This is a genomic window from Shinella lacus (assembly GCF_010994755.1).
In the GTDB taxonomy this organism is placed as follows: Bacteria; Pseudomonadota; Alphaproteobacteria; order Rhizobiales; family Rhizobiaceae; genus Shinella; species Shinella lacus.
On the sequence record NZ_WHSB02000010.1, the window covers coordinates 117,443 to 141,402 of the forward strand.

The following is a 23,960-nucleotide window of genomic DNA, read 5'->3' on the forward strand; positions in this document are numbered from 1 at the left end:
TTGGGAAATATAGGCTCACACCGGGCGACCGGCGAAGGAAATGCATTCAGGGAGGTCTTCGATGACATCGATCGCGCTGTTCGGTGCCGGTGGCAAAATGGGCTATCGGCTCGCCAAGAATCTGAAGGGTTCGCGCTTCGATGTTCGCCACATCGAGGTGAGCGACGCCGGCAAGGCAAGGCTTTCCGACGATCTCGGCCTCTCCTGCGTCTCCGCCGAGGAAGGCCTCGCCGGCGCCGACGTCGTCATCCTCGCGGTTCCGGATACGGCGATCGGCAAGGTCGCGGCCGGCATTGCCGACAAGCTGAAGCCGGGCACGATGGTCGTGGCGCTCGATGCCGCCGCACCCTTTGCCGGCCACCTGCCGGAGCGCGCGGACCTCACCTATTTCGTCACGCATCCCTGCCATCCGCCGATCTTCAACGACGAGACGGACCCGTCCGCCAAGCGCGACTTCTTCGGCGGTATCGCCGCGAAGCAGCACATCGTTTCCGCGCTGATGCAGGGGCCGGAAGAGGCTTATGCGCTCGGCGAGGAGATCGCCAAGGTCATCTGGGCGCCGGTCATGCGCTCGCACCGGGTTACCGTCGAGCAGATGGCGCTGCTGGAGCCCGGCCTGTCCGAAACGGTCTGCGCCTCGCTGCTCGTCGTCATGCGCGAGGCCATGGACGAATGCGTGCGCCGCGGCGTTGCCAAGGAGGCCGCGCGCGACTTCCTGCTCGGCCACATGAACGTGCTCGGCGCCGTGATCTTCGAGGAGACGCCGGGTGTGTTCTCCGATGCCTGCAACAAGGCGATCGAGTTCGGCAAGCCGGTGCTGATGAAGGACGACTGGAAGCGGGTCTTCGAGCCCGCGGAAATCGCCGCCAGCATCCAGCGCATCACCTGATTTCCGGCGGGTTTTGCCCGCCGACGAAGACTTGCACCGGGGCGGCCATTTTCAATGGAGGGATGGCCGCTGGAGACCGGTGCCTAACCGGGAGGAAAAGATGAACATTACCCGCAGACTGATCACCGTCGGCTTTGCTGCCGTCATGGCCGCAAGCGTCGCCATGCCGTCCTTCGCCGCCGATCTCATCGCCATCATCACGCCGAGCCACGACAATCCGTTCTTCAAGGCGGAAGCGGTCGGTGCCGAAGCCAAGGCCAAGGAACTCGGCTACGAGACGCTGGTGCTTGTGCATGACGACGACGCCAACAAGCAGTCGCAGCTCATCGACACCGCGATCGGCCGCGGCGCCAAGGCGATCATCCTCGACAATGCCGGCTCGGAAGCCTCGATCGCTGCCGTGCAGAAGGCGAAGGACGCGGGCATTCCCTCCTTCCTGATCGACCGCGAAATCAACGCCACCGGCGTCGCCGTCTCGCAGATCGTCTCGAACAACTACCAGGGCGCGCAGCTCGGTGCCGAAGAGTTCGTCAAGCTGATGGGCGAGAAGGGCAACTATGTCGAGCTGCTCGGCCGCGAAGCCGATCTCAATGCCGGCATCCGCTCCAAGGGCTACCACGACGTCATCGACGAATATCCCGACATGAAGATGGTGGCCCAGCAGTCGGCCAACTGGAGCCAGACGGAAGGCTACTCCAAGATGGAGACCATCCTTCAGGCAAACCCGGATATCCAGGGTGTGATCGCCGGCAACGACACGATGGCCATGGGCGCGATCGCCGCCCTCCAGGCTGCCGGCCGCAAGGATGTCATCGTCGTCGGCTTCGACGGCTCGAACGACGTGCGCGACTCCATCAAGGCGGGCGGCATCAAGGCGACCGTCATGCAGCCGGCCTATGCCCAGGCCCAGCTCGCCGTTACCCAGGCGCATGAATACATCACGACCGGCAAGGCGCCGGCCGAGGAAAAGCAGCTCATGGACTGCGTGCTCATCACCGCGGACAACGCCGGCAAGCTCGAAACCTTCGCGCTCACCGAATAATCCTCCCGCGATGGCGCGAGGCAGGGTGCGGTCCTGCCTCGCGTTTGCTGTTCACGACGGAGAATGGGAATGCCGAAATTTCAGGCTGCCTGTACGGTTCTGCTTGCCGGCGCGCTGGCGCTCGGCGGCTGCAAGTTCGTCAAGACGGAGGACGAGCAGAAGCAGGCGGCAGCCGGCGCCTTCAATCCGGACAAGCTGGTCGCCGATATCTGGGACACCAAGGTCGTTCCCTATCTCGAAGAACGTGCCGGTCCCTTCCAGGAGGTTTCCGCACTCGCGGCGAGCGATCTGAATGCGGCCGCCGAAAAATACGGCCACAAGGAAAAGCAGGGCAATGCGCCCTGGACATTTGCCGCGAAGATCGACGGCGTGATCGTCGGCGAGGAAACGAAGTCGCGCGCGGCTTACGTCGATGTGGATGTGGATGGCGACAGCAAGGCGGATGTGCGCGTCTCGATCGGCCCGGCGATCCGCGGCACGGCGTTGCGCGACAGCCTGACATTCGTGAATTTCAACGAGTTCAAGAACCAGATCGAATGGGCGCAGTACGGCAAGTCGTTCAACACCCATGTGAACGGCACGCTGCTGGAAAAGCTTTCGCGTGAGGGACTTACCGGCAAGACGATCAAGGCGACGGGCGCCTATCCGCTGCCGGCCAAGGGGCAACTGCCGCAATTCGTGCCCGCCACCATCACGGTTGGAGGCTGAACATGCCCGAAACCGATGACGTCATTCTTGAGCTGAAGGACATCACAAAGGCTTATTCCGGCATCGTGGCGCTGAAGAAGGCGGACCTGAAGCTGCGGCGCGGCGCGGTGAATGTTCTGGTCGGCGAAAACGGCGCCGGCAAATCGACCATGATGCGCATCATCGCCGGCGTCGAGCGGCCGACGCTCGGCGAGATCTGGATGGATGGCGAGCGCATCCAGCTCAACAGCCCGGCGGACGCGGTGCGCCACGGCATCGGCATCGTCTTCCAGGAGCTGAACCTCTTCGGTAACCTCTCCGTCGCCGAAAACATCTTTGCCACCCGCGAGATCACCCGCGGCCTGCGCGGCATCGACCACAAGGCGCAGGTGGAAAAGGCCAATGAGTTTTTGAACCGGCTCGAAGCCGGCATTTCCGCCGACACGCTGGCGGAAGACCTGCCGATCGGCCAGCAACAGCTCGTCGAGATCGCCCGCGCAGTCTCTCTCGACACCCGCATCCTCATCATGGACGAGCCCACCTCGGCGCTGAGCGCCGCCGAGGTCGACGTGCTCTTCCGCGTGATTGCAGACCTCAAGGCGCGCGGTGTGGCCATCGTCTACATCTCGCATCGGCTGGAAGAGCTGATGCGCATCGGCGACTATATTACCGTCTTGAAGGACGGCCAGATCACCGGGCATGCCATGGTGAAGGACATCGACACGCGCTGGATCGTGCGCTCGATGATCGGCTCGGACGCCAAGGATTTTGCCAAGCAGGTCGAGCATGAGCCGGGTGAGGAGGTGTTTCGCACGGAAAACATCTGCCTGCCGCGCGCCCAAGGCGGCTATGCCGTCGATCATGTCTCGATCGGCGTGCGCAAGGGCGAAATCCTCGGCATCTACGGCCTGATGGGCGCAGGGCGCTCCGAGCTTTTCGAATGCATCATGGGCCGGCACGAGCATTATACCGGCAAGATCTTCGTTGAGGGCGACGAGCTGAAAGGGCGTGACACGACCCGGCGTATCCGCGAGGGGCTGGCGCTGATCCCGGAGGATCGACAGCGCGAGGGGCTCGTGCAGTCCATGTCGATTGCCGACAACCTGTCCATGGCGAGCCTCGGCCAGTTCCTGAAGGCAGGATTTCACATCGATCTGAAGCTTGAGAAAAGCGCGATCATGGAGGCGATCCGCAACCTTTCGATCAAGGCGAAGAACCCGGATTTCGACGTCACCTCCATGTCCGGCGGCAACCAGCAGAAGGTGGTCATCGGCAAGGCGCTGATGACCGGGCCGAAGGTTCTGCTGATGGACGAGCCAAGCCGCGGCATCGACGTCGGCGCCAAGGCGGACGTTTTCCGCACCATGCGGCGGCTGGCGGGCGAGGGGCTCGCCATCCTGTTCTCCACCTCCGACCTCGAAGAGGTCATGGCGCTCTCCGACCGCATCGCCGTCATGAGCAACGGCCGCCTCGTGACCGTGGTGGATCGCAGGGATGCCACCGAGGAGATGATCGTCTCGGCTTCCGCAGAGGGACATAAAACCAAAAGGATGCATGCGTGATGACGACAGCAACACAAACTGCCGCCACCGGCAACCACCTCTCGACCGGCGCTGCACTGCTCACGCTGATGAAGCTTAGGACCTTCATCGCGCTCTTCGCGGTGATCATCTTCTTCTCGATCTTCGCGCCGAACTTCCTGTCGACCGCGAACATGATCCTGATGTCGAAGCACGCGACGCAGAACGCGTTCCTGGCGATCGGCATGACCTTCGTCATCATCACCGGCGGCATCGACCTGTCCGTCGGCTCGATCGTCGGCCTCTGCGGCATGATCGCCGGCGGGCTCATCATGTATGGCGTGGCGCTGCCGCTCGGCTACACGGTCTATTTCAATATCGTCGAGGTCGCGATCATCGTCATGGTGGTCGGCATCCTGATCGGCGCGATCAACGGCCTGCTGATCACCCGCCTGAATGTTGCGCCCTTCATCGCGACGCTCGGCACGCTCTATGTCGCGCGCGGCATGGCGCTGCTCTATTCCGATGGCCAGACATTGCCCAATCTCACGGGCCGCGAAGACCTCGGCAACCAGGGTTTCAGCTATCTCGGCTCCGGCTCGATCCTCGGGCTTCCGGTCTCCGTGTGGATTCTCATCGTCGTGGCGCTGGGTGCGGCCTATTTCGCCCGCTTCGTGCCACTCGGCCGGCATATCTTTGCGGTCGGCGGCAATGAGCGCGCGTCGCGCATGTCCGGCATCCGCGTCAATCGCGTCAAGATGTTCGTCTACATGTTCTCCGGCTTCTGCGCGGCGATCGTCGGCCTCATCATTTCGTCCGAGCTGATGGCCTCGCATCCGGCGACCGGCACCAATCTGGAACTCAACGCCATTGCCGCGGCGGTTTTGGGCGGTACATCCATGTCTGGCGGGCGCGGCACGATCGGCGGCACGATCATCGGCGCCTTCGTGATCGGCATTCTGTCCGACGGGTTGGTGATGATGGGCGTGAGTTCGTTCTGGCAGATGGTGATCAAGGGGCTCGTGATCATCGTCGCCGTGGTGGTCGACCAGGCGCAGCGCCGGTTGCAGCAGCGCGTGACCCTGATGCAGATGGCAAAGGCAGGCTGAGCATGGTGGCATTCAAGGGTGCATTGATCGGCTGCGGCTTCTTCGCCGTCAACCAGATGCATGGCTGGCAGGACCTGGCCGACGTGGAGATCGTGGCGATCTGCGACCATGATCCGGAGCGGCTGAGAATTGTCGGCGACCAGTTCGGCGTGACGCGGCGCTACCAGTCGGCGGAAGAGATGTTTGCCGAAGGCGGCTTCGATTTCGTCGACATCGCCACGACGGTCGGCAGCCACCGGGCGCTGGTGGAACTTGCCGCCAGCCACAAGGTGCCGGCGATCTGCCAAAAGCCCTTTGCGCCGACGCTGGAGGATGCCAAGGCCATGGTGGCGGCCGCCGAAAAGGCCGGCATCCCGCTGATGATCCACGAGAATTTCCGCTGGCAGACGCCGATCCTCGCCGTCAAGGCGGTGCTGGAGAGCGGTGCGATCGGCTCGCCCTTCTGGGGTCGTGTGTCCTTCCGCTCCGGTTTCGATGTCTTCTCCGGCCAGCCCTATCTCGCGAAGGGCAAGCGCTTCATCATCGAGGATCTCGGCATCCATTCGCTGGATATCGCCCGCTTCCTGTTCGGCGATGCCAGCCGCATGACCGCCCGCACGCGCCGCATCAACCCGGCCATTGCCGGCGAGGACGTGGCGACGATGCTGCTCGACCACGAGAACGGCATCACCTCCATCGTCGATGTCAGCTATGCCACCAAGCTGCCTGAAGAACCGTTCCCGGAAACCTTCGTCGAGATCGATGCAAGCGAGGGCACCTTGCGGCTCGGCAAGGACTACAAACTCACCGTGCACGGGCCGAATGGAACGACGCAGAGCACCGTTGCGCCGAACCTGCTGCCCTGGGCCTCGCGGCCCTGGCACAATATCCAGGAGAGCGTTGCGCTCATCCAGAAGCACTGGATCGAGCGGCTGGCTGAGGGGAGGGAGCCGGATACATCCGGCCGGGACAATCTCAAAACCTTCGCACTGGTCGAAGCCGCCTATCTCAGCGCCGAGCGCGGCGAGACCGTAAGGCTGGGAGACCTGCTCGGATGAGTGCGGACCCGTTCCAGCTCTATGGCACCGACGAGCGCGAGCCGGAAAGCTGGTCTCTTGCCGTGGGCGCGCTCGGCGTCGTGCTTCAGGACGGCATTCTTCGCACCTTGCGTTTTCGCGGCCATGAGGTCCTGCGCGCCATCGCCTTTCTGGTACGCGACAAGGACTGGGGCACATGCAGCGCGGCGATCGCCGACCTCGCCATCGAGGAGACCGAACGCGGCTTTTCGGTCAGCTATCGCGCCCGTTTTACTGCGCCCTCCGGCGCGCATCTCGATTGTGATATCGGCATCTCGGGCACTGCCGAAGGCGTGAGCTTTTCGGCCGATTGCGTGAGCGACGCCGATTTCGAGACGGCGCGGGCCGGCTTCGTGGTGCTGCATCCGGTGGTCGGCCTGGCGGGCCAGCCGGTGCAGGTTCGGCATGGCGATGGCAGTCTTGAACTGGCGCGCTGGCCAGACGAGATCGAGCCCTGGCAGCCGTTCAAGGATATCGCAGCGATCATGCACAGCGTCGCGCCCGGCATCGAGGCGACGACGGAATTCGGCGGCGATATCTTCGAGATGGAGGACCAGCGCAACTGGACCGACGGGTCCTACAAGACCTATGTGCGGCCGCTGGCGCTGCCCTGGCCCTATCTCGTGCCGGCGAACCAGCCGTTCAGCCAGCGGATTTCCGTCGCAATCCAGGCGGAGGAGGTCGCCGCCACCGCCGCCGGCACGGAGGAGGTGATTTCGGTCGAGTTGAAATCGACGCCGCTGCGGTTTTCCGAACTCGGCATCTGTCTTAGGCCGGAATGTTTTGCGGAGGAAGTGGCCGCGCTCGACCTCCTCGGGATGATCGGCGCGCGGCACCTGATTGCGCATTTCGATCCCGGCGCGGGCCATGGCCAGGCGGCGCTTAAGGGCTACGCGGAGATTGCTGCCCGCTCAGGCCTCAAGGTGACGCTGGAACTTGCCGTGCCCTGCCTGCGCCCGCTCGACGAGGAGATGGCGGAATTCGCCGCCCTTGTCGGTCATTGCAATCTTACGCTCGACACGCTGTTCGTCTGCCCTTCGGTCGATCGCCAATCGACGCCGCCGGGCAGCGCGTGGCCGGATTGCCCGCCGCTGGAGGATCTTTATGCCGCCGCGCGCGCAGCCTTTCCCGGCATCCGGCTTGGCGGCGGCATGATGAGCTATTTCACGGAGCTGAACCGCAAGCGCGTGCCCGGCGATCCCATCGATTATATCAGCCATTGCACCAACCCGATCGTGCATGCGGCCGACGATCTCTCCGTGATGCAGACCTTCGAGGCGCTGCGCTATGTGGTGAGTTCCACCCGCGCGATCTATGGCGACAAGCCCTACCGCATCGGCCCCTCGACGATCGCCATGCGGCAGAACCCCTATGGCAGCGCGACGAAGCAGAACCCGGCAGGCGCCCGTATCGCCATGGCCAATGTCGATCCGCGGCACAATGGCCAGTTCGGCGCGGCCTGGACGCTCGCCTATGCTGCGACGGTGGCGTCGGCGGGGCTGGAGGTCCTGACGCTTTCGACGCTGGCAGGCCCCTTCGGGCTGGTGGCCGGCGCGGGCGAGCCGGCGACGAAGGATGCGCCGCGACCGCTTGCGCATGTGCTGGCGCGCCTCGGCACCCTGGCAGGCGAGGAGCTGGTCGCCGTCGAAACGTCGCGGCCGGATGCGGTGCTGGGCCTGGCCTCGAAGCACCGGCTGCTGCTGGCCAATATCACGCCGGAAGCGAAGGCAGTCGAGCTTGCCGCCAAGCCGCGCAAGGTTCTGGAGATTGGCGCTGAGGGCACGGAACTGCCGGCGGAGGCGCAGATCATGCTGCCGCCCTATGGCTGCATCGAGGTCGTGCTTTAAGGGTTACGTTCGAGCCTTGAGGGCATAAAGCGCGCGGGAGCGTTCCAGGTGCTTGATCATCGCCTTTTCCGCAAAATCGGCGTCGCCCTTTTCGATCGCGCGGATGATTTCCTCGTGTTCGGCGAGCGTAAAATTCTCGCGGCCCGTCCAGATGAGCATTTCTGTATGATAGGATTTCAGCCAGCCCAGCATCGCGCCGCTGACGGCGACGAAGATCGGATTGCCGGAAATCTGCGCGATGGCCTGGTGGAACTCCATGTCGGCATCGATGAAGGCGTTGGCATCGCCCAGGCTCTGCTTCTGCTTGTCGAGCAGCGCGCGCAATTCGGCGATCTGCGCCGGGCTTGCCTTGGCGGCGGCCTCGCGGATCATGCCGCGCTCGAAGAAGATGCGTGCGCTCTTCAGGTGCTCCAGCGAATCGGACGAGCCGGAAAGCATCAGCTTGGCCGGCAGGTCGACCTGGCGGATGATGGATTCGGCGGTGATGCGCAGCACCTTGGCGCGCTCGCCCTGCGAAATCTCGACGAGGCCCTTGCCGGCCAGCGCCTGCATGGCCTCGCGGATGGCCGGGCGGCCGACGCCGTAGCGCTCCATCAGTTCGCGCTCGGAGGGCATGTCGTCGCCGGCCTTCAGCTCGCCGGTCTCGATCATCAGCTTCAGGCGCGCGAAAACCTCGTCGGAGAGTTTTTTGCGGTGGATCGGTTCGGAAACGACGTTCATGGGTCACCTGGTTTCGACAGGTTTGAATATGCACCAAGTTCCATCGCTGCAACAGGTTTTACGACGGCCAGCTTGCAATAACATAAATACTCATTATACCAGCTGATGGGTTTTAACAAGCAGACTATGGGAGGAGAAAGCGTGATCCGTCTGACCTATCGGATAGAGACGCCCGGTTCGGTGGAGGCGATGGCGGTGAAGATCGCCAGCGACCAGTCGACCGGCACCTTCGTGGCGCTGCCGGGGGAGACGGAGGAGCTGAAGGCGCGCGTGGCCGCCCGTGTCGTCGCCATCCGCCCACTGCCGCCCACGGATCGCGCGTCCTTTCCGGACGAGGCCGGCGGCGCGACGCTGTTCAACCGGGCGGATGTCGATATCGATTTTCCGATGGATGCCGTCGGCACTGACCTTTCCGCGCTGATGACGATTGCGATCGGCGGCGTGTTTTCCATCAAGGGCATGACGGGTATCCGCATCGTCGGCATGCAACTGCCGCAGGAATTTGCCGTCGCGCATCCGGGGCCGCAGTTTGGCGTAGCCGGCAGTTTCGCGCTGACCGGCGTGAAGGACCGGCCGATCATCGGCACCATCGTCAAGCCGGCGCTGGGCCTCCGGCCGCATGAGACGGCCGAGATGGTCGGCGAGCTGATCGCGGCCGGTGTCGATTTCATCAAGGACGACGAGAAGCTGATGAGCCCGGCCTATTCGCCGCTGAAGGACCGCGTCGCGGCGATCATGCCAAAAATCCTCGATCACGAGCAGAAGACCGGCAAGAAGGTGATGTATGCCTTCGGCATCAGCCATGCCGATCCCGACGAGATGATGCGCAACCACGATCTGGTGCTTGCGGCCGGCGGCAATTGCGCCGTCGTCAACATCAACTCGATCGGCTTCGGCGGCATGAGCTTCCTGCGCAAGCGCTCCGGCCTCGTGCTGCATGCCCACCGCAACGGCTGGGATATTTTCACGCGCCATGCGGGCCTCGGTTTCGAGTTTTCCGTCTGGCAGCAATTCTGGCGCCTCCTCGGCGTCGATCAGTTCCAGATCAACGGCATCCGCGTGAAATACTGGGAGCCGGACGAGAGCTTCGTGCGCTCACACAAGGCGGTCACGACGCCGCTGTTTTTCGAAGGCGATGTGGCGCTGCCGGTCATCGGTTCCGGCCAATGGGGCGGGCAGGCGCCGGATACGATCGCGGCGACGGGCGGCTCGACGGACCTGCTTTATCTCTGCGGCGGCGGCATTGTCAGCCATCCGGGCGGGCCGGGAGCGGGCGTGAAGGCGGTCCGGCAGGCCTGGGAGGCGGCGGTCGCGGGCGTGCCGCTCGAAACCTATGCGAAGGACCATCCGGAACTCGCGCAATCCATCGCAAAATTTGTCGATGGCAAGGCGGCCTGAACCATGACGCGACCGCTGATCAGCTATTATGGCGATGATTTCACCGGCTCGACCGACGTCATGGAGGCGCTCGCCTCGAACGGCGTCGAGACCGTGCTGTTCCTGAACGTGCCGGATGCGGACCTGCTGTCGCGCTTTGCCGGTGCGCGCGCCTTCGGGCTTGCCGGCACCAGCCGCAGCGAGACGCCAGACTGGATGGACGTGCATCTGCGCGAAGCCTTCGGCTGGCTGAAGACGCTCGATGCCGAACTCTGCCACTACAAGGTCTGCTCGACCTTCGATTCCGCCCCGCAGGTCGGCAGCATCGGCCGGGCGATCGAGATCGGCCGCGCGGTTTTTGGCGAAGCGACGGTGCCGCTCATCGTCGGCGCGCCGCAGATCCGGCGTTATACCGCCTTCGGCGAGCTCTTCGCCGCCTATCAGGGTCGCAACTACCGCATCGACCGTCACCCCGTCATGTCGCGCCATCCCGTCACGCCGATGGACGAGGCGAACTTGCTGATGCACCTCGCGCACCAGACGACGCTGTCGTCGGCGCTCGTCGACAATGTCGCGCTTCTTGCAGCGTCCGAGCCGGAAGCAGCCGATATCCTGCTTATCGACGTGCTGGACGCGGCGACACAGGGCGCCGCCGGGGCGTTGCTCTGGAGCCTGCGCCACAAAAGCCGCTTCGCCTGTGGATCCTCCGGCATCGAATATGCTCTGATCCCCGCTTGGCAAAACGAGGGCCTGATCGGCGAGAAGCCCGTCTTTGCCGATGCCGGTCCGGTGGACCGCATCGCTGTCGTCTCCGGCAGTGTTTCGCCCACCACCGAGCGGCAAATCCGCCATGCGCTGGCAAATGGTTTTGCGGGCGTCACGCTCGATCCGCTCGCACTTGCTGGCGATGACGGCGGGCCGGCGATTGCCGCCGCGATCGAGGCTGGCCTCAAGGTGCTGGAGAGCGGAAGCAGCGTGGTGCTCTACACGGCGCTGGGACCCGCGGCGGACCGGGGCGGTGACCTCGACGGCGGTGCGCGCCAGCGCCTTGGCCGCGCGCTCGGCCGCATCCAGTCGGCGCTCATCGCGCGTGCCGGGCTCTCCCGCGCGGTGGTGGCGGGTGGCGATACGTCGAGCCACGCGCTCGGCGAAATGGGCATTTCGGCGCTGACGCTGAAGATGCCGCTGCCGCAGACGCCGGGCTCGCCGCTCTGCATCGCCCATGGCGGTGCGGCCGATGGCTTGCAGATCGCGCTGAAAGGCGGCCAGGTCGGCGGCGACGACTATTTTTCCATGATCCGCGCCGGCCGGGCCTGATTTACTTCAGGCTAGCTCGGGAACTGGCGGTAACATTCCTCGGCGATCTTTTGGAGCAGGTCGCGGGAAATGTCGCCGGTCACGGCATAGCCGAGGTCGCCGTCGATCCAGTAAAAGGTCTCGATGCCGCTGGCGGAGGCGAAACGGAAGCTTGTCGTCTTGTTCTCGCCGTTGCGGCCGACGAGCACCGTGACGCGCCGGCCGGCATCGTCCTCGTACATGAACATCGCGCCCGGCTTGTCCGCCACGGGCAGCAGGCGGCCGCCGACCAGCTTGAAGCCGATGGTTTGCAGGTTCGGCACCTTCAGGTCGGTAATAGAAAGGCGTTTGCCGAGCCAGGTCGCCAGATGTGCCTCCTGGTCGGCGAAGACCTCGACGGGGTGGCGCACTTCGCTCGCGTAGATGAGATAGGCGTTGCGCGCCTCGTTCGGTAGCGCATCCATGGCCGTCATCACCGGGGTCTTTTCGAGGAGCATCGGCCCGAAATGACCGGCGAGACCGCCGAGCACGAAGACGAGGGCTGCCGCTGCGGCCATGGCAAGACGCGATGGTGCAGATGCCCTGGACGCGGCCGAGCCTGCCGAGAGCAGCGCGAGATCGGAGGGCCGCGGCGTCGCATAGGGCGCGAAGGCGCCCCGGAGCTCGTCGTTCTGGGCCTGCCAGTCGGCCACCATCTGGGCGGCTTCCGGGTTTTCGGCGAGGTGGGTTTCCACGCGCTTGCGCTCGGCCTCGCCGAGGAAGCCGTCGGCATAGGCGTGCAGGTCCGTTTCGGAGACGGGGCGGCTCTCGCTCATCTGGGGCTCCGCAAGTGAATGACGTTTTCCTCCTGCAATTTCTGCCGCAGCATCTGCCGCGCGCGCGACAGCCGCGACATGACGGTGCCGACCGGCATCGCCAGCATGTCGGCGACCTCCTGGTAGGAATGGCCTTCGACCGCGACCAGCATCAGCACGGCGCGCGCCTCCTTCGGCAGGGTTTCCAGCGCCTGGACGAGCCGGTTGCGCGCCAGCGGGTCCGAGGGAAGGGCGCTCGCGGCCACGGTTTCAGCCTCCTCAATGCCGACGGAGGGGCGCCGCGCGATGGCCCGGCGCGCGTTGAGGTGCAGGTTGGTCATGATCTTGTAGGCCCAGGCGCGGATGTTTGCGCCCTGCCATTGCGAACGATGCGTCAGCGCCTTCTCGACGCAATCCTGCAGCAGGTCCTCGCTCTCCGTATCCGAGCGCGTCAGGCTGCGCGAATAGCGCCGAAGCTGCGGCAGGAGGGCGAGGATCTGGGCGTCGAAGGACGGGGGCGGGGAGGCTGTGCCCTCCCGCCCGCCATGGCCCGGAGCGTCGTTCGGGTCAGGGCTTTGCGACATCCCAGACTTCGTTCACGCCGTCGCCGGTGGTGTCGCCTTCCTTGGTGTCCTTGATCCAGTAGTAGAGCGGCATGCCGTCCTTGGCCCATTGTTTGGCCCCGTCCTTGCGGGTGACGAGCGAATATGCACCCTCCGCCACCGCATCGGAAGCGGCGATCGCCGGCGGCCAGTTGGTGGCGCATTTGTCGTAGCAGTTGGATTCGCCGGCCTTGTCCTTCTTGAAGGTGTAGAGCGTCATGCCCTTGTCGCCGGCAAGGATGTCGCCCTTGTCGGTCTTCACGGTCTTGAAGGGTTCGGCGGCGAAAGCGCTGCCCGCCAGGACGGCAACGGCGAATGGCACGAGGATTAAGAGCTTCATGGTCGTCTCCCATCGTTAAGCGACTTTCATGAGCCGCTAATGCCAAAGACACCGGCCCCTGCCGGATTATTCCATCGAGGCCGAAAAATTCTCGCGCCTTTATCTTTTCCTTACGTCGCGCTTGCGCCTTCCCAATCGAAACCTGACCCGCTCCGCGCCTATTTTGCCGCTCGCATAAACAGGAGAACGGACATGTCCGATTTCATCTTTCTCGCGCTTGGCTGCGGCACGTTCATCGTCTTTGCCGCCTATGCCCGCGCGCTCGACCGACTGTGAGGAGAGACCCGTGCTCGAACCTCTTTTCGGCCTTTTCGTTGCGCTTGCGCTTGGCGCCTATCTCGTGGTCACGCTTCTGCGGCCCGAACGCTTCTGAGCCTCCAGGAGAATCTTGATGATTGCTATCGGGTGGCTACAGATCGCCCTCTTCTTCCTTGCGGTGCTTGTCACCATCAAGCCGCTCGGACTTTACATGGCCCGTGTCTTTGCCGGCGAACGCACCGCGCTTTCTCCGGTTCTGGGGCGTCTCGAGGCCGATCTCTATCGCGTCTCGGGCATTTCGCCGCAAAAAGAGCAGGGATGGCTCGCCTATACGGTGTCCATGCTGGCCTTTTCCGTCGCCGGCTTCGTCCTGCTCTACGCGATGCTGCGGCTCCAGGCCTATTTGCCGCTCAACCCGCAGGGTTTTGCCGGCATGGCGCCGGATCTCGCCTTCAACACCGCGGTCTCCTTCGTCACCAACACCAACTGGCAGAACTATGGCGGCGAAACGACGCTCAGCCATTTCAGCCAGATGGCGGGCCTCACGGTGCAGAACTTCCTCTCCGCCGCAACCGGCATGGCGCTCGCCGTCGCGCTGACCCGGGCGCTTGCCCGCTCCAAAGTCTCGACGCTCGGCAACTTCTGGGTCGACATGACGCGGGCGACGCTCTACGTGCTGCTGCCGATGGCGCTCGTCGTGGCACTCGCCTTCGTCGCCATGGGCCTGCCGCAGACGCTGGACGGCTCCATCACGGCCACCACGCTTGAAGGCGCCAGCCAGACGATCTCGCTCGGCCCCGTCGCAAGCCAGGAAGCGATCAAGCAGCTCGGCACCAATGGCGGCGGCTTCTTCAACGTCAACGCTGCGCACCCCTTCGAGAACCCGACGGCTTTCGCCAACTATCTCAACATTTTCGCCATGCTGTCGATCTCGGCGGCCCTGGTCTACTCATTCGGCCAGATCGTCGGCAATCGCCGGCAGGGCTGGGCGCTGATCAGCGCCATGGCCATCCTGCTCATCGCTGGCGTCGCCGTCGTCTACTGGGCGGAAGCGCAGGGCAACCCGATCCTCACCGCGCTCGGCGTCGATGCCTCTGCCGGCAACATGGAGGGCAAGGAAGTCCGCTTCGGCCAGGCGATGACGGCGCTTTATGCGGCCGTCACCACCGGCCTGTCGGATGGCGGCGTCAATGGCATGCACGGTTCCTTCACCGGGCTCGGCGGCCTCGTGCCGATGTTCCTGATGCAGCTTGGCGAAGTCTTGCCGGGCGGTGTCGGCTCCGGGCTTTACGGCATGCTGGTCTTCGCGCTGCTCGCCGTCTTCGTTTCCGGCCTGATGGTCGGGCGCACGCCGGAATTCCTCGGCAAGAAGATCGAGGGCCGCGAGATGAAATATGCCATGCTCGCCGTGCTCGTGCTGCCGCTCGCCATTCTCGGCTTCACCGCGGTCTCCGCCGTGCTGCCCTTCGCGGTGGCCAGCGTCGGCACCGCCGGTCCGCATGGGCTTTCGGAAATCCTCTATGCCTATACGTCGGCGGCGGCCAACAACGGCTCGGCCTTCGGCGGGCTGACGGGCAACACAGCCTGGTACAACACGACGCTCGGCATCGCCATGCTGCTCGGCCGCTTCGCCTATGTCGTGCCGGTCATGGCGATTGCCGGTTCGCTGGCCGCGAAGGTCAAGGTTCCGCCGTCGCCGGGCACAATGCCAACGGATGGACCGCTCTTTGTCGGCCTTCTCGTCGGCATCATCCTCATCCTCGGCGGCCTGCAGTTCTTCCCAGCACTCGCCCTTGGCCCCATCGTCGAACATTTCGCGATGCTCGCCGGCCAGACCTTCTAAAGGAACAATCCATGTCAAAGGACCACCAAGCGCCGGGCCTTTTCGACCCCGCCATCGTGCTGCCGGCCGCCCGCGACGCCTTCGTGAAACTCGATCCGCGCCAATTGCTGCGCAACCCGGTGATCTTCGTCACCGAAGTCGTCGCCGCCGTCGTCACGATCCTCTTCCTGCGCGACCTCGTCGCGGGCAACGGCCAGGCCGGCTTTTCCGGCCAGATCGCCGCCTGGCTCTGGTTCACCGTGCTCTTCGCGACCTTCGCGGAGGCCGTCGCGGAAGGCCGCGGCCGCGCCCAGGCGGACAGCCTGAAGCGCACCAAGTCCGAACTCGTCGCCCGGCGCCTCACGGCATCCGGCGCAACCGAGACGGTTCCCGCCACCAGCCTCACCGTCGGCGATGTCGTGCTCGTTGCGGCCGGCGAGCTGATCCCGGGTGACGGTGAGGTAATCGAAGGCGTCGCCTCGGTCAACGAAAGCGCCATCACCGGAGAATCCGCGCCCGTGATCCGCGAATCCGGCGGCGACCGTTCGGCCGTCACCGGCGGCACGCAGGTGCTGTCCGACGAGATCAGGGTGAAGATCACGGTGGCACCGGGCTCCTCCTTCGTCGATCGCATGATCGCGCTGATTGAAGGCGCGCAGCGGCAGAAGACGCCGAACGAGATCGCGCTGTCGATCCTGCTCTCCGGCCTGACGCTGATCTTCCTCTTCGTCTGCGTCGCGATCTGGGGCCTTGCCGGCTATTCCGGCACGGTGCTGACGGTCACGGTTCTCGCAGCCCTGCTCGTCACACTCATCCCGACGACGATCGGCGGCCTGCTGTCGGCCATCGGCATTGCCGGCATGGACCGCCTCGTGCGCTTCAACGTCATCGCCACCTCGGGCCGCGCGGTGGAAGCGGCGGGCGACGTCGATACGCTGCTGCTCGACAAGACCGGCACCATCACCTTCGGCAACCGCATGGCGAGCGATTTTGCGCCGGCGCCGGGCGTGACGCAGTCGGAACTTGCGGAAGCTGCGCTGGTCGCCAGCCTTTCGGACGAAACACCGGAAGGCCGTTCCGTGGTGGCGCTTGCTACCGGCGAATTCGGCGTGGCCATGCCGCAGGCGCGCTTCGATGCGATCATCGAGTTCACCGCGGAGACCCGCCTGTCCGGCGTGGATATCGGCGGCCGGCGGCTGCGCAAGGGGGCGGTCGATGCCGTGCTGCGTTTTGCCGGCCTGAACGAGGGCGATGCGCCGGCCGAATTCCGCCGCGCCGTCGAGACGATCGCGCGCAGTGGCGGCACGCCGCTCGCGGTTGCCGATGGCCAGCGCCTGCTCGGCGTCATCCACCTCAAGGACATCGTGAAGCCCGGCATCAAGGAGCGTTTTGCCGCCCTTCGCGCCATGGGCATCCGCACCGTCATGGTGACGGGCGACAACCCCGTCACTGCCGCGGCCATCGCGTCTGAAGCCGGCGTCGACGATTTCCTCGCCCAGGCGACGCCGGAAGACAAGCTCGCCTATATCCGCCGCGAGCAGCAGGGTGGCCGCCTGATCGCCATGTGCGGCGACGGCACCAATGACGCGCCGGCGCTCGCCCAGGCCGATGTCGGCGTGGCCATGCAGACCGGCACACAGGCGGCGCGCGAGGCGGCCAACATGGTCGACCTCGATTCGAGCCCGACGAAACTTATCGAGATCGTCGAGATCGGCAAGCAACTGCTGATGACGCGCGGCTCGCTGACCACCTTCTCCATCGCCAACGACGTGGCAAAATACTTTGCCATCATCCCGGCGCTGTTCGTCGCGACCTATCCGGCGCTGAACGCGCTCAACATCATGGACCTCGCCTCGCCGCAGTCGGCCATCCTCTCGGCGGTCATCTTCAATGCGCTGATCATCGTGGCGCTGATCCCGCTTGCACTTCGCGGCGTTGCCTATCGCCCGGCCGGTGCCGCCGCCCTGCTTCGTCGCAATCTTCTCGTCTATGGCGTCGGCGGCCTCATCCTGCCCTTTGCAGGCATCAAGGCTATCGACCTCGCCGTCAGCGCCCTACATCTGGTGTAATCATGCTGAACCATCTTCGCCCGGCCCTCACGCTTCTCTTCGCCCTGACGCTCTTGACGGGGCTTGCCTATCCGCTTGCCGTCACCGGCATCGCGCAGGCCGTCATGCCGGCCGCCGCCAACGGCTCGTTGATCGAAAGGAACGGTGCCGTTATCGGCTCCGCCCTGATCGGCCAGGCCTTCGCCACGGACAAGTATTTCTGGCCGCGGCCCTCCGCGACCGGACCGGAGGCCTACAATGCCGCCGCCTCGTCGGGCTCGAACCTCGGCACCACCTCGGTCAAGCTCCGCGATCGCGTGCAGGCGGATATCGACCGGCTGAAGGCGACGGGCATCACCACGCCCATCCCTGCCGATGCGGTGACGACCTCCGGCTCCGGCCTCGACCCGCATATTTCCCCCGAATTCGCCCGCGCGCAGGTCGCCCGCGTCGCGAAGGCGCGGGGATTGCCGGAAACGGCCATTGCGGACCTCGTCACGCAACAGATAGAAGACCGTCTTTTCGGTTTCATCGGCGAGCCGCAGGTGAACGTGCTAAAGCTCAATCTGGCGCTCGACGCGCGGGGATCATGAGAGGACGAATGGCGGACGACGACCGCGACGACAATCGCAGACCCGATCCCGATGCATTGCTTGCCCTGGCGGAGAAAGACCGCCGGGGCAAATTGACCGTTTTCCTGGGGGCAGCGCCCGGCGTGGGAAAGACCTACGCCATGCTCACGCGCGCCGGGCGACTGAAGGCCGAAGGGGCCGACATCGTCGTCGGCCTTGCCGAAACCCATGGTCGCAGTGAGACCGCCGCGCTGCTCGATGGCCTGGAGGCGCTGCCGCGCACGCGCGTCGCCCATCGCGGCCGCGTGCTTGAGGAATTCGACCTTGATGGCGCGCTCGCGCGCCATCCGCGCATCGTGGTGGTCGACGAGCTTGCCCATTCCAACCCCGAGGGCAGCCGGCATCCGAAGCGTCACCAAGATATCGAGGAGCTGATCGCCGCCGGCATCGATGTCTGGACGGCGCTCAACATCCAGCATCTTGAAAGCCTCGCCGACCTGGTGGCGCAGATCACGGGTGTCACGGTGCGTGAGCGCGTGCCGGATGTTGTGCTGAAGAAGGCCGACGAGGTCGTGCTGGTCGACCTGCCGCCGACGGAACTGATCGAGCGGCTGAAGGAGGGAAAGGTCTACCTGCCGGAAAGCGCCAGCCGCGCTGTCGACCGCTTCTTCCGCCTCGGCAACCTGACGGCGTTGCGCGAACTCGCGCTGCGCCGCACTGCCGACCGCGTCGACGACCAGATGGTCGACTACCTCAAGCAGAACGCCATCGAAGGCCCGTGGGCGACCGGCGAACGGCTGCTCGTCTGCGTCGGGCCGGACGACCTGTCTGAAAAGGTCGTGCGCGTGGCGAGCCGCCTTGCCTCCGGCCTCAACGCCCCCTGGCTCGTCGTTTCGATCGAGCGGGCGGACCGGGAGGTGGAGACGACGGTGCGCCTGCAGCGTATGGAAGGGCTCTTTCGGCTGGCCGAACAGCTCGGGGCCGAAACGCGCCGCGTGGTCGGCAATGATTTCGTAGAGGAAATTCTGAAGCTGGCGCGGCGCGAGCACGCGACGCAGATCGTCATCGGCGCCAGGCGCCACCATGGCTGGACGCGGTTTTACTCACCCTCGCTGCCGGATGCGCTTTCTCGCCGCGCGGCCGGTCTCGGCGTTTATTTCGTGACGCCGGACAAGAAGGAAAAGCTGCCCGTCCCCACGCGCCTCTCGCCGCCCGGGGTCGCCTCCTTCCGGCAATCGGCGCTCATCGCGGTCGCCTTCACCGGCGCCATGGCGGCCGTCGGCAAGATGATCGACATGGTCGCGGAACTTCCGAATATCTCGCTGCTCTTCCTGCTCGCCGTGCTTGGCGCCGCCGTGATGGGCGGCTATGTCTCGGCCTTCATCGCCGCGGTCCTCTCGGCGCTCGCTTACAACTTCTTCTTCATCGATCCGCTGCACACCTTCACGATCACCGCGCCGCACGAAGTCTTCGCGCTCGTCGTCTTCCTGACGGTGGCCATCATCGCCGGCGGTTTCGCCTCGCGCATCAAGGAGCAGGCGGAGGTCGCCCGCGTGCGTGCCACCGCGCTGCAATCGCTCTACGATTTCTCGCGCAAGCTCTCGACAACGGCCAAGGCGGACGATGCTATCTGGGTTGCGGTCTCGCATCTCCAGGCAAGCCTCAAGCGCAACATCGTGCTGCTGCTGCCCGACAAGAGCGATCTCAAGGTCGCCGCCGTCTGGCCGCCGGATACGGAACTCGACGTCACCGATTTCACGGCGGCGCGCTGGACGCGCGACAAGCAGGAACAGGCGGGCTTTGGCACCGGCACCCTGCCGAACAGCCGTTTCGAGTTCCGCCCGCTGATGGGGCCGCATGGGCTCGTCGGCGTCTGCGGCATCCAGCAGACGGATGTGCGTCTCGACATCAACGCGGAACGGGCGCTCTCCGCTATCCTCGACCAGACGGCGATCGCACTCGACCGGGCGCGGCTTTCAGAAGCGAGCTTGGAACAGGCGGCGCGGCTGGAGGGCGAACGTTATCGCGAGGCGCTGCTCTCCTCGATTTCGCATGACCTTCGGACCCCGCTCGCCACCATCATGGGCGCCGTCACCAGCCTTCGTCAGCTTGGCGACAAGATGACGCCCGAGAGCCGCGTCGACCTTCTCCAGTCGATCGAGGAGGAGGGCAGCCGCATGAGCCGCTTCGTCGGCAACCTGCTCGACATGACCCGCATCGAGGCCGGCACGCTGAAGCCGAAGAGCGACTGGGTCGATGTTTCCGATGTCGTGCAGTCTGCGGTCGAGCGGGCGCGAAAATATTTTCCGGGCCGGCTGATCGAGACGGGCATCGCGCCGGACCTGCCGCTTGTGGAAGGTGACAGCGTGCTGCTCGGCCAAGTGCTGTTCAACCTGCTCGACAATGCGGTGAAATATGGCGGCGACGAGCCGGTCAACGTCTATGCCCGGCGCGACGGGGCGGATGTGCTGATCTCCGTCACCGATCTCGGCAAGGGCATTCCGCCCGCCGAAATCGATCGTATCTTCGAAAAATTCTACCGGCGCGGCAAGCCGGACGGGCGCTCGCCCGGCACGGGGCTCGGCCTCTCCATCGCTCGCGGTTTCGTCGAGGCGATGGGCGGGAAGATCCATGCGGAAAGCCCGGCGCTGAAAAAGAAGGGCACGCGCATCGTCATCCGTTTCCCGGCCGGCGACAAGACGAAGGCTTGCAAGACGCCATGACGAACGAGCGTATCCTCGTGGTGGATGACGAACCGCAGATCCAGCGATTCCTGCGGCCGGCTCTCAAGGCGGCTGGGTACGATGTCGTCGAGGCAGCGACGGGCGGCGAGGCGCTAAAGGCGGTGGCGACCGCCGCGCCCGACCTCGTCATCCTCGATCTCGGCCTGCCGGACATGGACGGCAAGGAGGTCATCGCCAGCCTGCGCGGCTGGACGACCATCCCGATCATCATCCTCTCGGCCCGCGAGCGCGAGAGCGAGAAGATCGCGGCCCTCGATCTCGGCGCTGACGATTATATCGAAAAGCCCTTCGGAATCGGCGAGCTGACCGCCCGTATCCGCAATGCGCTGCGCCATCGCGAGCGCTCGGAAGCGGCACCGGCAACGCTTTCCACCGATGGGCTGGTGATCGATACCGTGCGGCGGCTGGTGTCGCGCGATGACGAGGCGGTGCGCCTGACGCCGAAGGAATACGACCTCCTGACGCTGCTCGCCCGCCACGCAGGGCGAGTGGTCACGCACAAGACGCTGCTCACCTCCGTCTGGGGGCCGGCGCATGGCGAGGACCTGCATTACCTGCGCGTCTTCATCGGCCAGCTTCGCCAGAAGATCGAGCGCGACCCGACGCATCCCGCCATCGTGCGCACCGAACCCGGCGTCGGATACCGGCTGGTCGTCGACCAGGAGTGATGCTCGCCTAGGCGCTGACGAGCAGGGCGATGGGCTCGGTTTTGAAAAGCTCGGCAATTGCCATCGTGCGGTCGAGCGTGAATGTGCGGCCGTCGAGCGCTGACTGCACGGCGCGGCCTTCGAAGCCGGCGGGTACCGTCAGGGCGAGGCCGCGCGTGGCGTCTTCGGTGAGGAGCAGGGCATCGGGTCGCGTCTTGCCGAAGGTCAGGCGCGGAACGATGGTCAGCGCAAAGGCCTGCGGCGTGCCGCGCAGGAAGGCGAGGGCCTGCCGATTGCCATCGGACAGATCGATCGGAACGTAAGGCCCGGCGAACAGATCGGGGTGTCGCGCCCGCTCTGCAAGTGCTGTCGCGACCAGCCACTGTTTGTAGTCCATGAAATGGGCGGGCGCCGGCTGCGGCCTCTCCGGCACGGCCACGGAGGCGACGTCGAGCAAGGGCCGGTTGTCGGGATCGACAAGCGAGAAGTCGGCGCGCTCGCTGCCCTGATAGATGTCCGGAATGCCAGGCGCCGTCAGCTTGATCAGCGTCTGCCCCAGTGAGTTCATCAGCCCGGCATCAATGAAGGGGGAGAGCGTCTCGTTGAAATCCTTGAGGAATGGCTCGTGGCCGAGCAGGTCGGTGACAAAGCCCGTGACCTTTTCCTCATAGGCGACGTCCGGCTGGCTCCAGTCGGAGGCGAGTTTTGCCTCGCGCAACGCCTTTTCGATATAGGGGGTCATACGCGCGCCGAGCGTCTGCATGGCTTCGTGATCCTCCAGGCCGCCGATTGGCCAGATGCCGGCAAGTGCTTGGTAGATCAACCATTCCACATCCGGCTCCGGCACATGCACGCGGCGAAAACGGGCGTTGAGGGTGGCCCAACGCTCCGTCGCGGCAATCCAGCGGTCCGGGGCCTCGCTCAGCGTGTAGAGCCGCGCCCTTGCGTCTTCGCCGCGCTTCGTGTCGTGCGTCGAGGTCGCAGACAGGCCCTTCGGCATGGTTTGCGCGCGGGCCGACATGGCGGCGTGGAAGGCTTCGGGGCCGCCGGTCGGCCGGCCGGGATCGCCGCCGACCTCATTCAGCGCGATGAAGGCGTTTTCCCGGTAGAACAGCGTGTCTTCCAGCGCCTTCGCCATGATGGGGCCGCTCAGCTGCTGGAGGCGAGTGCGGAATTCGACGCAGTCCGGCAGCGCCTTGCAGGTCTCGTCGTCGACAAGCAGTTCGAAGATGAAATCGATCGCCTCGCGAACCTCCGGGCGCGCCGCATCCAGCGCCTGCTGGCGGGCGGCCGAGAGCACGAGCCGGTCGCGCTCGTCGCCGCCGGCGGCCGTGGTGTAGGTTCGATAGACGGGGAGCGCGATGACCAGACCGCGGATCGCGTCGACGAGCGTCGTGCGCGAAAGGTCCGCCTGCGCCCTGTCGGCGAGCGCCTTTGCCAGCATGGCGACGCGCTTGACCTCGCCCTCGAAATTTTCCGAAAGCATCTGCCGTTTGCTGGCCTGCATCTCCTCGCCGTAGCTGCCGGCATGGCCCTCGCGCCGCAGCGGCGCGAAGGTTTTTGAAAGCCTGCCGCCTTCCTGCTCGTCGACCAGCGCATCCGCCAGCGAGGCGATGAATTCGTAACCCGTCGTGCCCTCGACGGGCCATGACGTGGCGAAGGGCTCCTCCTTCTCCAGGATTTTTTCCACGAAGAGGGGGAGGTCCGGGCCGACGGCGCTGCGCAACCGCTCCAGATAGGCCGCGGGATCGGCAAGCCCGTCGATATGGTCGATGCGCAGGCCGTCCACGGTGCCGTCGCGCACGAGCGCGAGCGTCAGGCGGTGGCTGTCGTCAAACACCTGGGGGTCCTCAACGCGCAACCCGACGAGGCCGGCAATCTCGAAGAAACGCCGGTAGCTCAGATGCCGACCTGCCGTCTTCCAGTCCGTCAGCCGCCATGGCTGCGCCGCGTGAATCGCCGCGATGCGCGCCGGATTGCTGGAAATCTGCTCCAGGTCTTCAGATCCCTCCAGCGCCTGATCGTGGGTTCCGGGGTGCAGGGGATAGAAGCTGTCGTGGTAGCGCAGAGCCAGCGTTTCGTGCGCGGGGTCGAAAGCGAGGCGAATCGTGCCGCTCGCGACCTCTTCCTCGAACGCCTTGCCGAGGAAAGGGAGCGTCAGCGGCTCCGTCCAGTCGATATCGAAGTGGTGGGCGAAAGGGCTGTCCGCTCCCAAGGCCACGACGCTGTGCCACCAGGGATTTTCGAGGTGCGCCGCCATATGATTGGGCACGATATCGAGGATGAGTCCGAGGCCGCGGGCGTGCAAGGTGTCGGCCAATGCGCGCAGCCCCTCAAGGCCGCCCAGCGCCGGGTCGATCTCGTTGGCGTCGGTCACGTCATAGCCGTGCGTCGACCCGCCGACCGCCGTCATGACCGGCGACGCATAGAGGTGGCTGATGCCCAGTCGCTCCAGATAGGGCACAAGCCGGCATGCGCCTGCGAAGTCCATGCCGTTGCGGAACTGGAGGCGATAGGTCGAGTGGGGAAGTGTCATGAGGTCCTGGGAGTGCGGTTTCAGCGGCTCAGTAACGCATATCCTCCCGATTTGT

Annotated in this window: 21 protein-coding genes; 16 read left to right on the forward strand and 5 right to left on the reverse strand. The window is 65.1% G+C overall.

Annotated features, from left to right (window positions below):
* The first annotated feature begins 61 nt into the window (after nt 1-61).
* The 7 genes from GB927_RS23675 (at nt 62) to apnL (ending at nt 8,149) form a co-directional block, all read left to right on the forward strand.
* Entirely contained in the window at nt 62-889 is an 828-nt protein-coding gene (locus GB927_RS23675) for a phosphogluconate dehydrogenase C-terminal domain-containing protein (protein ID WP_256119686.1), read from the forward strand.
* A gap of 100 nt (nt 890-989) precedes the next feature.
* The gene (locus GB927_RS23680; protein ID WP_256119687.1) at nt 990-1,931 is read left to right on the forward strand and encodes a D-ribose ABC transporter substrate-binding protein; all 942 of its coding nucleotides are present in this window, start codon (nt 990-992) and stop codon (nt 1,929-1,931) included.
* Between the two features lie 69 nt (nt 1,932-2,000).
* Nucleotides 2,001-2,639, forward strand: a complete 639-nt coding sequence (locus tag GB927_RS23685) for a DUF2291 family protein (RefSeq protein ID WP_256119688.1) — start codon at nt 2,001-2,003, stop codon at nt 2,637-2,639.
* A 2-nt stretch (nt 2,640-2,641) separates the two neighbouring features.
* Entirely contained in the window at nt 2,642-4,180 is a 1,539-nt protein-coding gene (locus GB927_RS23690) for a sugar ABC transporter ATP-binding protein (RefSeq protein WP_256119689.1), read from the forward strand.
* Nucleotides 4,180-5,247 (forward strand): ABC transporter permease, encoded by a 1,068-nt coding sequence (locus GB927_RS23695; RefSeq protein WP_256119690.1) that lies wholly within the window; start codon nt 4,180-4,182, stop codon nt 5,245-5,247. Before GB927_RS23690 ends, GB927_RS23695 begins: the two co-directional genes overlap by 1 nt.
* A gap of 2 nt (nt 5,248-5,249) precedes the next feature.
* Nucleotides 5,250-6,284, forward strand: coding sequence for a Gfo/Idh/MocA family protein (locus GB927_RS23700; protein ID WP_256119691.1), 1,035 nt, complete (start codon nt 5,250-5,252; stop codon nt 6,282-6,284).
* The gene (apnL, locus tag GB927_RS23705) at nt 6,281-8,149 is read left to right on the forward strand and encodes a D-apionate lactonase (protein ID WP_256119692.1); all 1,869 of its coding nucleotides are present in this window, start codon (nt 6,281-6,283) and stop codon (nt 8,147-8,149) included. Before GB927_RS23700 ends, apnL begins: the two co-directional genes overlap by 4 nt.
* A 3-nt stretch (nt 8,150-8,152) precedes the next feature.
* Here the strand turns inward: apnL and GB927_RS23710 are convergent, their stop codons facing one another.
* A complete protein-coding gene (locus GB927_RS23710) occupies nt 8,153-8,869 on the reverse strand; it encodes a transcriptional regulator NanR (protein ID WP_256119693.1) in 717 nt (238 codons plus the stop codon).
* Nucleotides 8,870-9,010: 141 nt separating this feature from the next.
* Here GB927_RS23710 and oiaX point away from each other — a divergent pair, with 141 nt between their 5' ends.
* The gene (gene oiaX, locus GB927_RS23715; RefSeq protein WP_256119694.1) at nt 9,011-10,267 is read left to right on the forward strand and encodes a 3-oxo-isoapionate-4-phosphate decarboxylase OiaX; all 1,257 of its coding nucleotides are present in this window, start codon (nt 9,011-9,013) and stop codon (nt 10,265-10,267) included.
* A gap of 3 nt (nt 10,268-10,270) precedes the next feature.
* Entirely contained in the window at nt 10,271-11,563 is a 1,293-nt protein-coding gene (locus GB927_RS23720; protein WP_256119695.1) for a four-carbon acid sugar kinase family protein, read from the forward strand.
* A gap of 11 nt (nt 11,564-11,574) precedes the next feature.
* Here GB927_RS23720 and GB927_RS23725 read toward each other — a convergent pair whose 3' ends face one another.
* From GB927_RS23725 to GB927_RS23735, 3 genes are read right to left on the reverse strand one after another with little or no spacing between them, the layout of a single operon-like run.
* Complete coding sequence (locus GB927_RS23725; protein ID WP_256119696.1) at nt 11,575-12,357, reverse strand: anti-sigma factor family protein; 783 nt, start codon at nt 12,355-12,357, stop codon at nt 11,575-11,577.
* A complete protein-coding gene (locus tag GB927_RS23730) occupies nt 12,354-12,920 on the reverse strand; it encodes an RNA polymerase sigma factor (RefSeq protein WP_256119697.1) in 567 nt (188 codons plus the stop codon). The genes GB927_RS23725 and GB927_RS23730 overlap by 4 nt, the downstream gene beginning before the upstream one ends.
* Nucleotides 12,904-13,278, reverse strand: a complete 375-nt coding sequence (locus GB927_RS23735; RefSeq protein ID WP_256119698.1) for a COG4315 family predicted lipoprotein — start codon at nt 13,276-13,278, stop codon at nt 12,904-12,906. Before GB927_RS23735 ends, GB927_RS23730 begins: the two co-directional genes overlap by 17 nt.
* Before the next feature lie 39 nt (nt 13,279-13,317).
* On the opposite strand from GB927_RS23735, the gene GB927_RS23740 reads away from it, so the two are divergent.
* Genes GB927_RS23740 through GB927_RS23765 form a run of 7 tightly spaced genes read left to right on the forward strand, consistent with a single transcriptional unit; the run spans nt 13,318 to nt 21,390 of the window.
* Nucleotides 13,318-13,554 (forward strand): hypothetical protein, encoded by a 237-nt coding sequence (locus GB927_RS23740; protein ID WP_256119699.1) that lies wholly within the window; start codon nt 13,318-13,320, stop codon nt 13,552-13,554.
* A complete protein-coding gene (gene kdpF, locus GB927_RS34425) occupies nt 13,529-13,651 on the forward strand; it encodes a K(+)-transporting ATPase subunit F (RefSeq protein WP_369431707.1) in 123 nt (40 codons plus the stop codon). Before GB927_RS23740 ends, kdpF begins: the two co-directional genes overlap by 26 nt.
* Nucleotides 13,652-13,669: 18 nt before the next feature.
* The gene (gene kdpA / locus GB927_RS23745; RefSeq protein ID WP_256119700.1) at nt 13,670-15,379 is read left to right on the forward strand and encodes a potassium-transporting ATPase subunit KdpA; all 1,710 of its coding nucleotides are present in this window, start codon (nt 13,670-13,672) and stop codon (nt 15,377-15,379) included.
* A gap of 11 nt (nt 15,380-15,390) precedes the next feature.
* Nucleotides 15,391-17,427 (forward strand): potassium-transporting ATPase subunit KdpB, encoded by a 2,037-nt coding sequence (kdpB, locus tag GB927_RS23750; protein WP_256119701.1) that lies wholly within the window; start codon nt 15,391-15,393, stop codon nt 17,425-17,427.
* Between the two features lie 2 nt (nt 17,428-17,429).
* Complete coding sequence (gene kdpC / locus GB927_RS23755) at nt 17,430-17,999, forward strand: potassium-transporting ATPase subunit KdpC (RefSeq protein ID WP_256119702.1); 570 nt, start codon at nt 17,430-17,432, stop codon at nt 17,997-17,999.
* A gap of 8 nt (nt 18,000-18,007) precedes the next feature.
* Nucleotides 18,008-20,701: an ATP-binding protein gene (locus GB927_RS23760; protein ID WP_256119703.1), complete on the forward strand. Its 2,694-nt coding sequence runs from the start codon at nt 18,008-18,010 to the stop codon at nt 20,699-20,701.
* Nucleotides 20,698-21,390 carry a response regulator gene (locus GB927_RS23765; RefSeq protein WP_256119704.1) on the forward strand — a complete coding sequence of 231 codons (693 nt, stop codon included), beginning with the start codon at nt 20,698-20,700 and terminating at the stop codon, nt 21,388-21,390. The genes GB927_RS23760 and GB927_RS23765 overlap by 4 nt, the downstream gene beginning before the upstream one ends.
* Nucleotides 21,391-21,397: 7 nt before the next feature.
* Here the strand turns inward: GB927_RS23765 and treY are convergent, their stop codons facing one another.
* Complete coding sequence (gene treY, locus GB927_RS23770) at nt 21,398-23,905, reverse strand: malto-oligosyltrehalose synthase (protein WP_256119705.1); 2,508 nt, start codon at nt 23,903-23,905, stop codon at nt 21,398-21,400.
* Between the last annotated feature and the right edge of the window lie 55 nt (nt 23,906-23,960).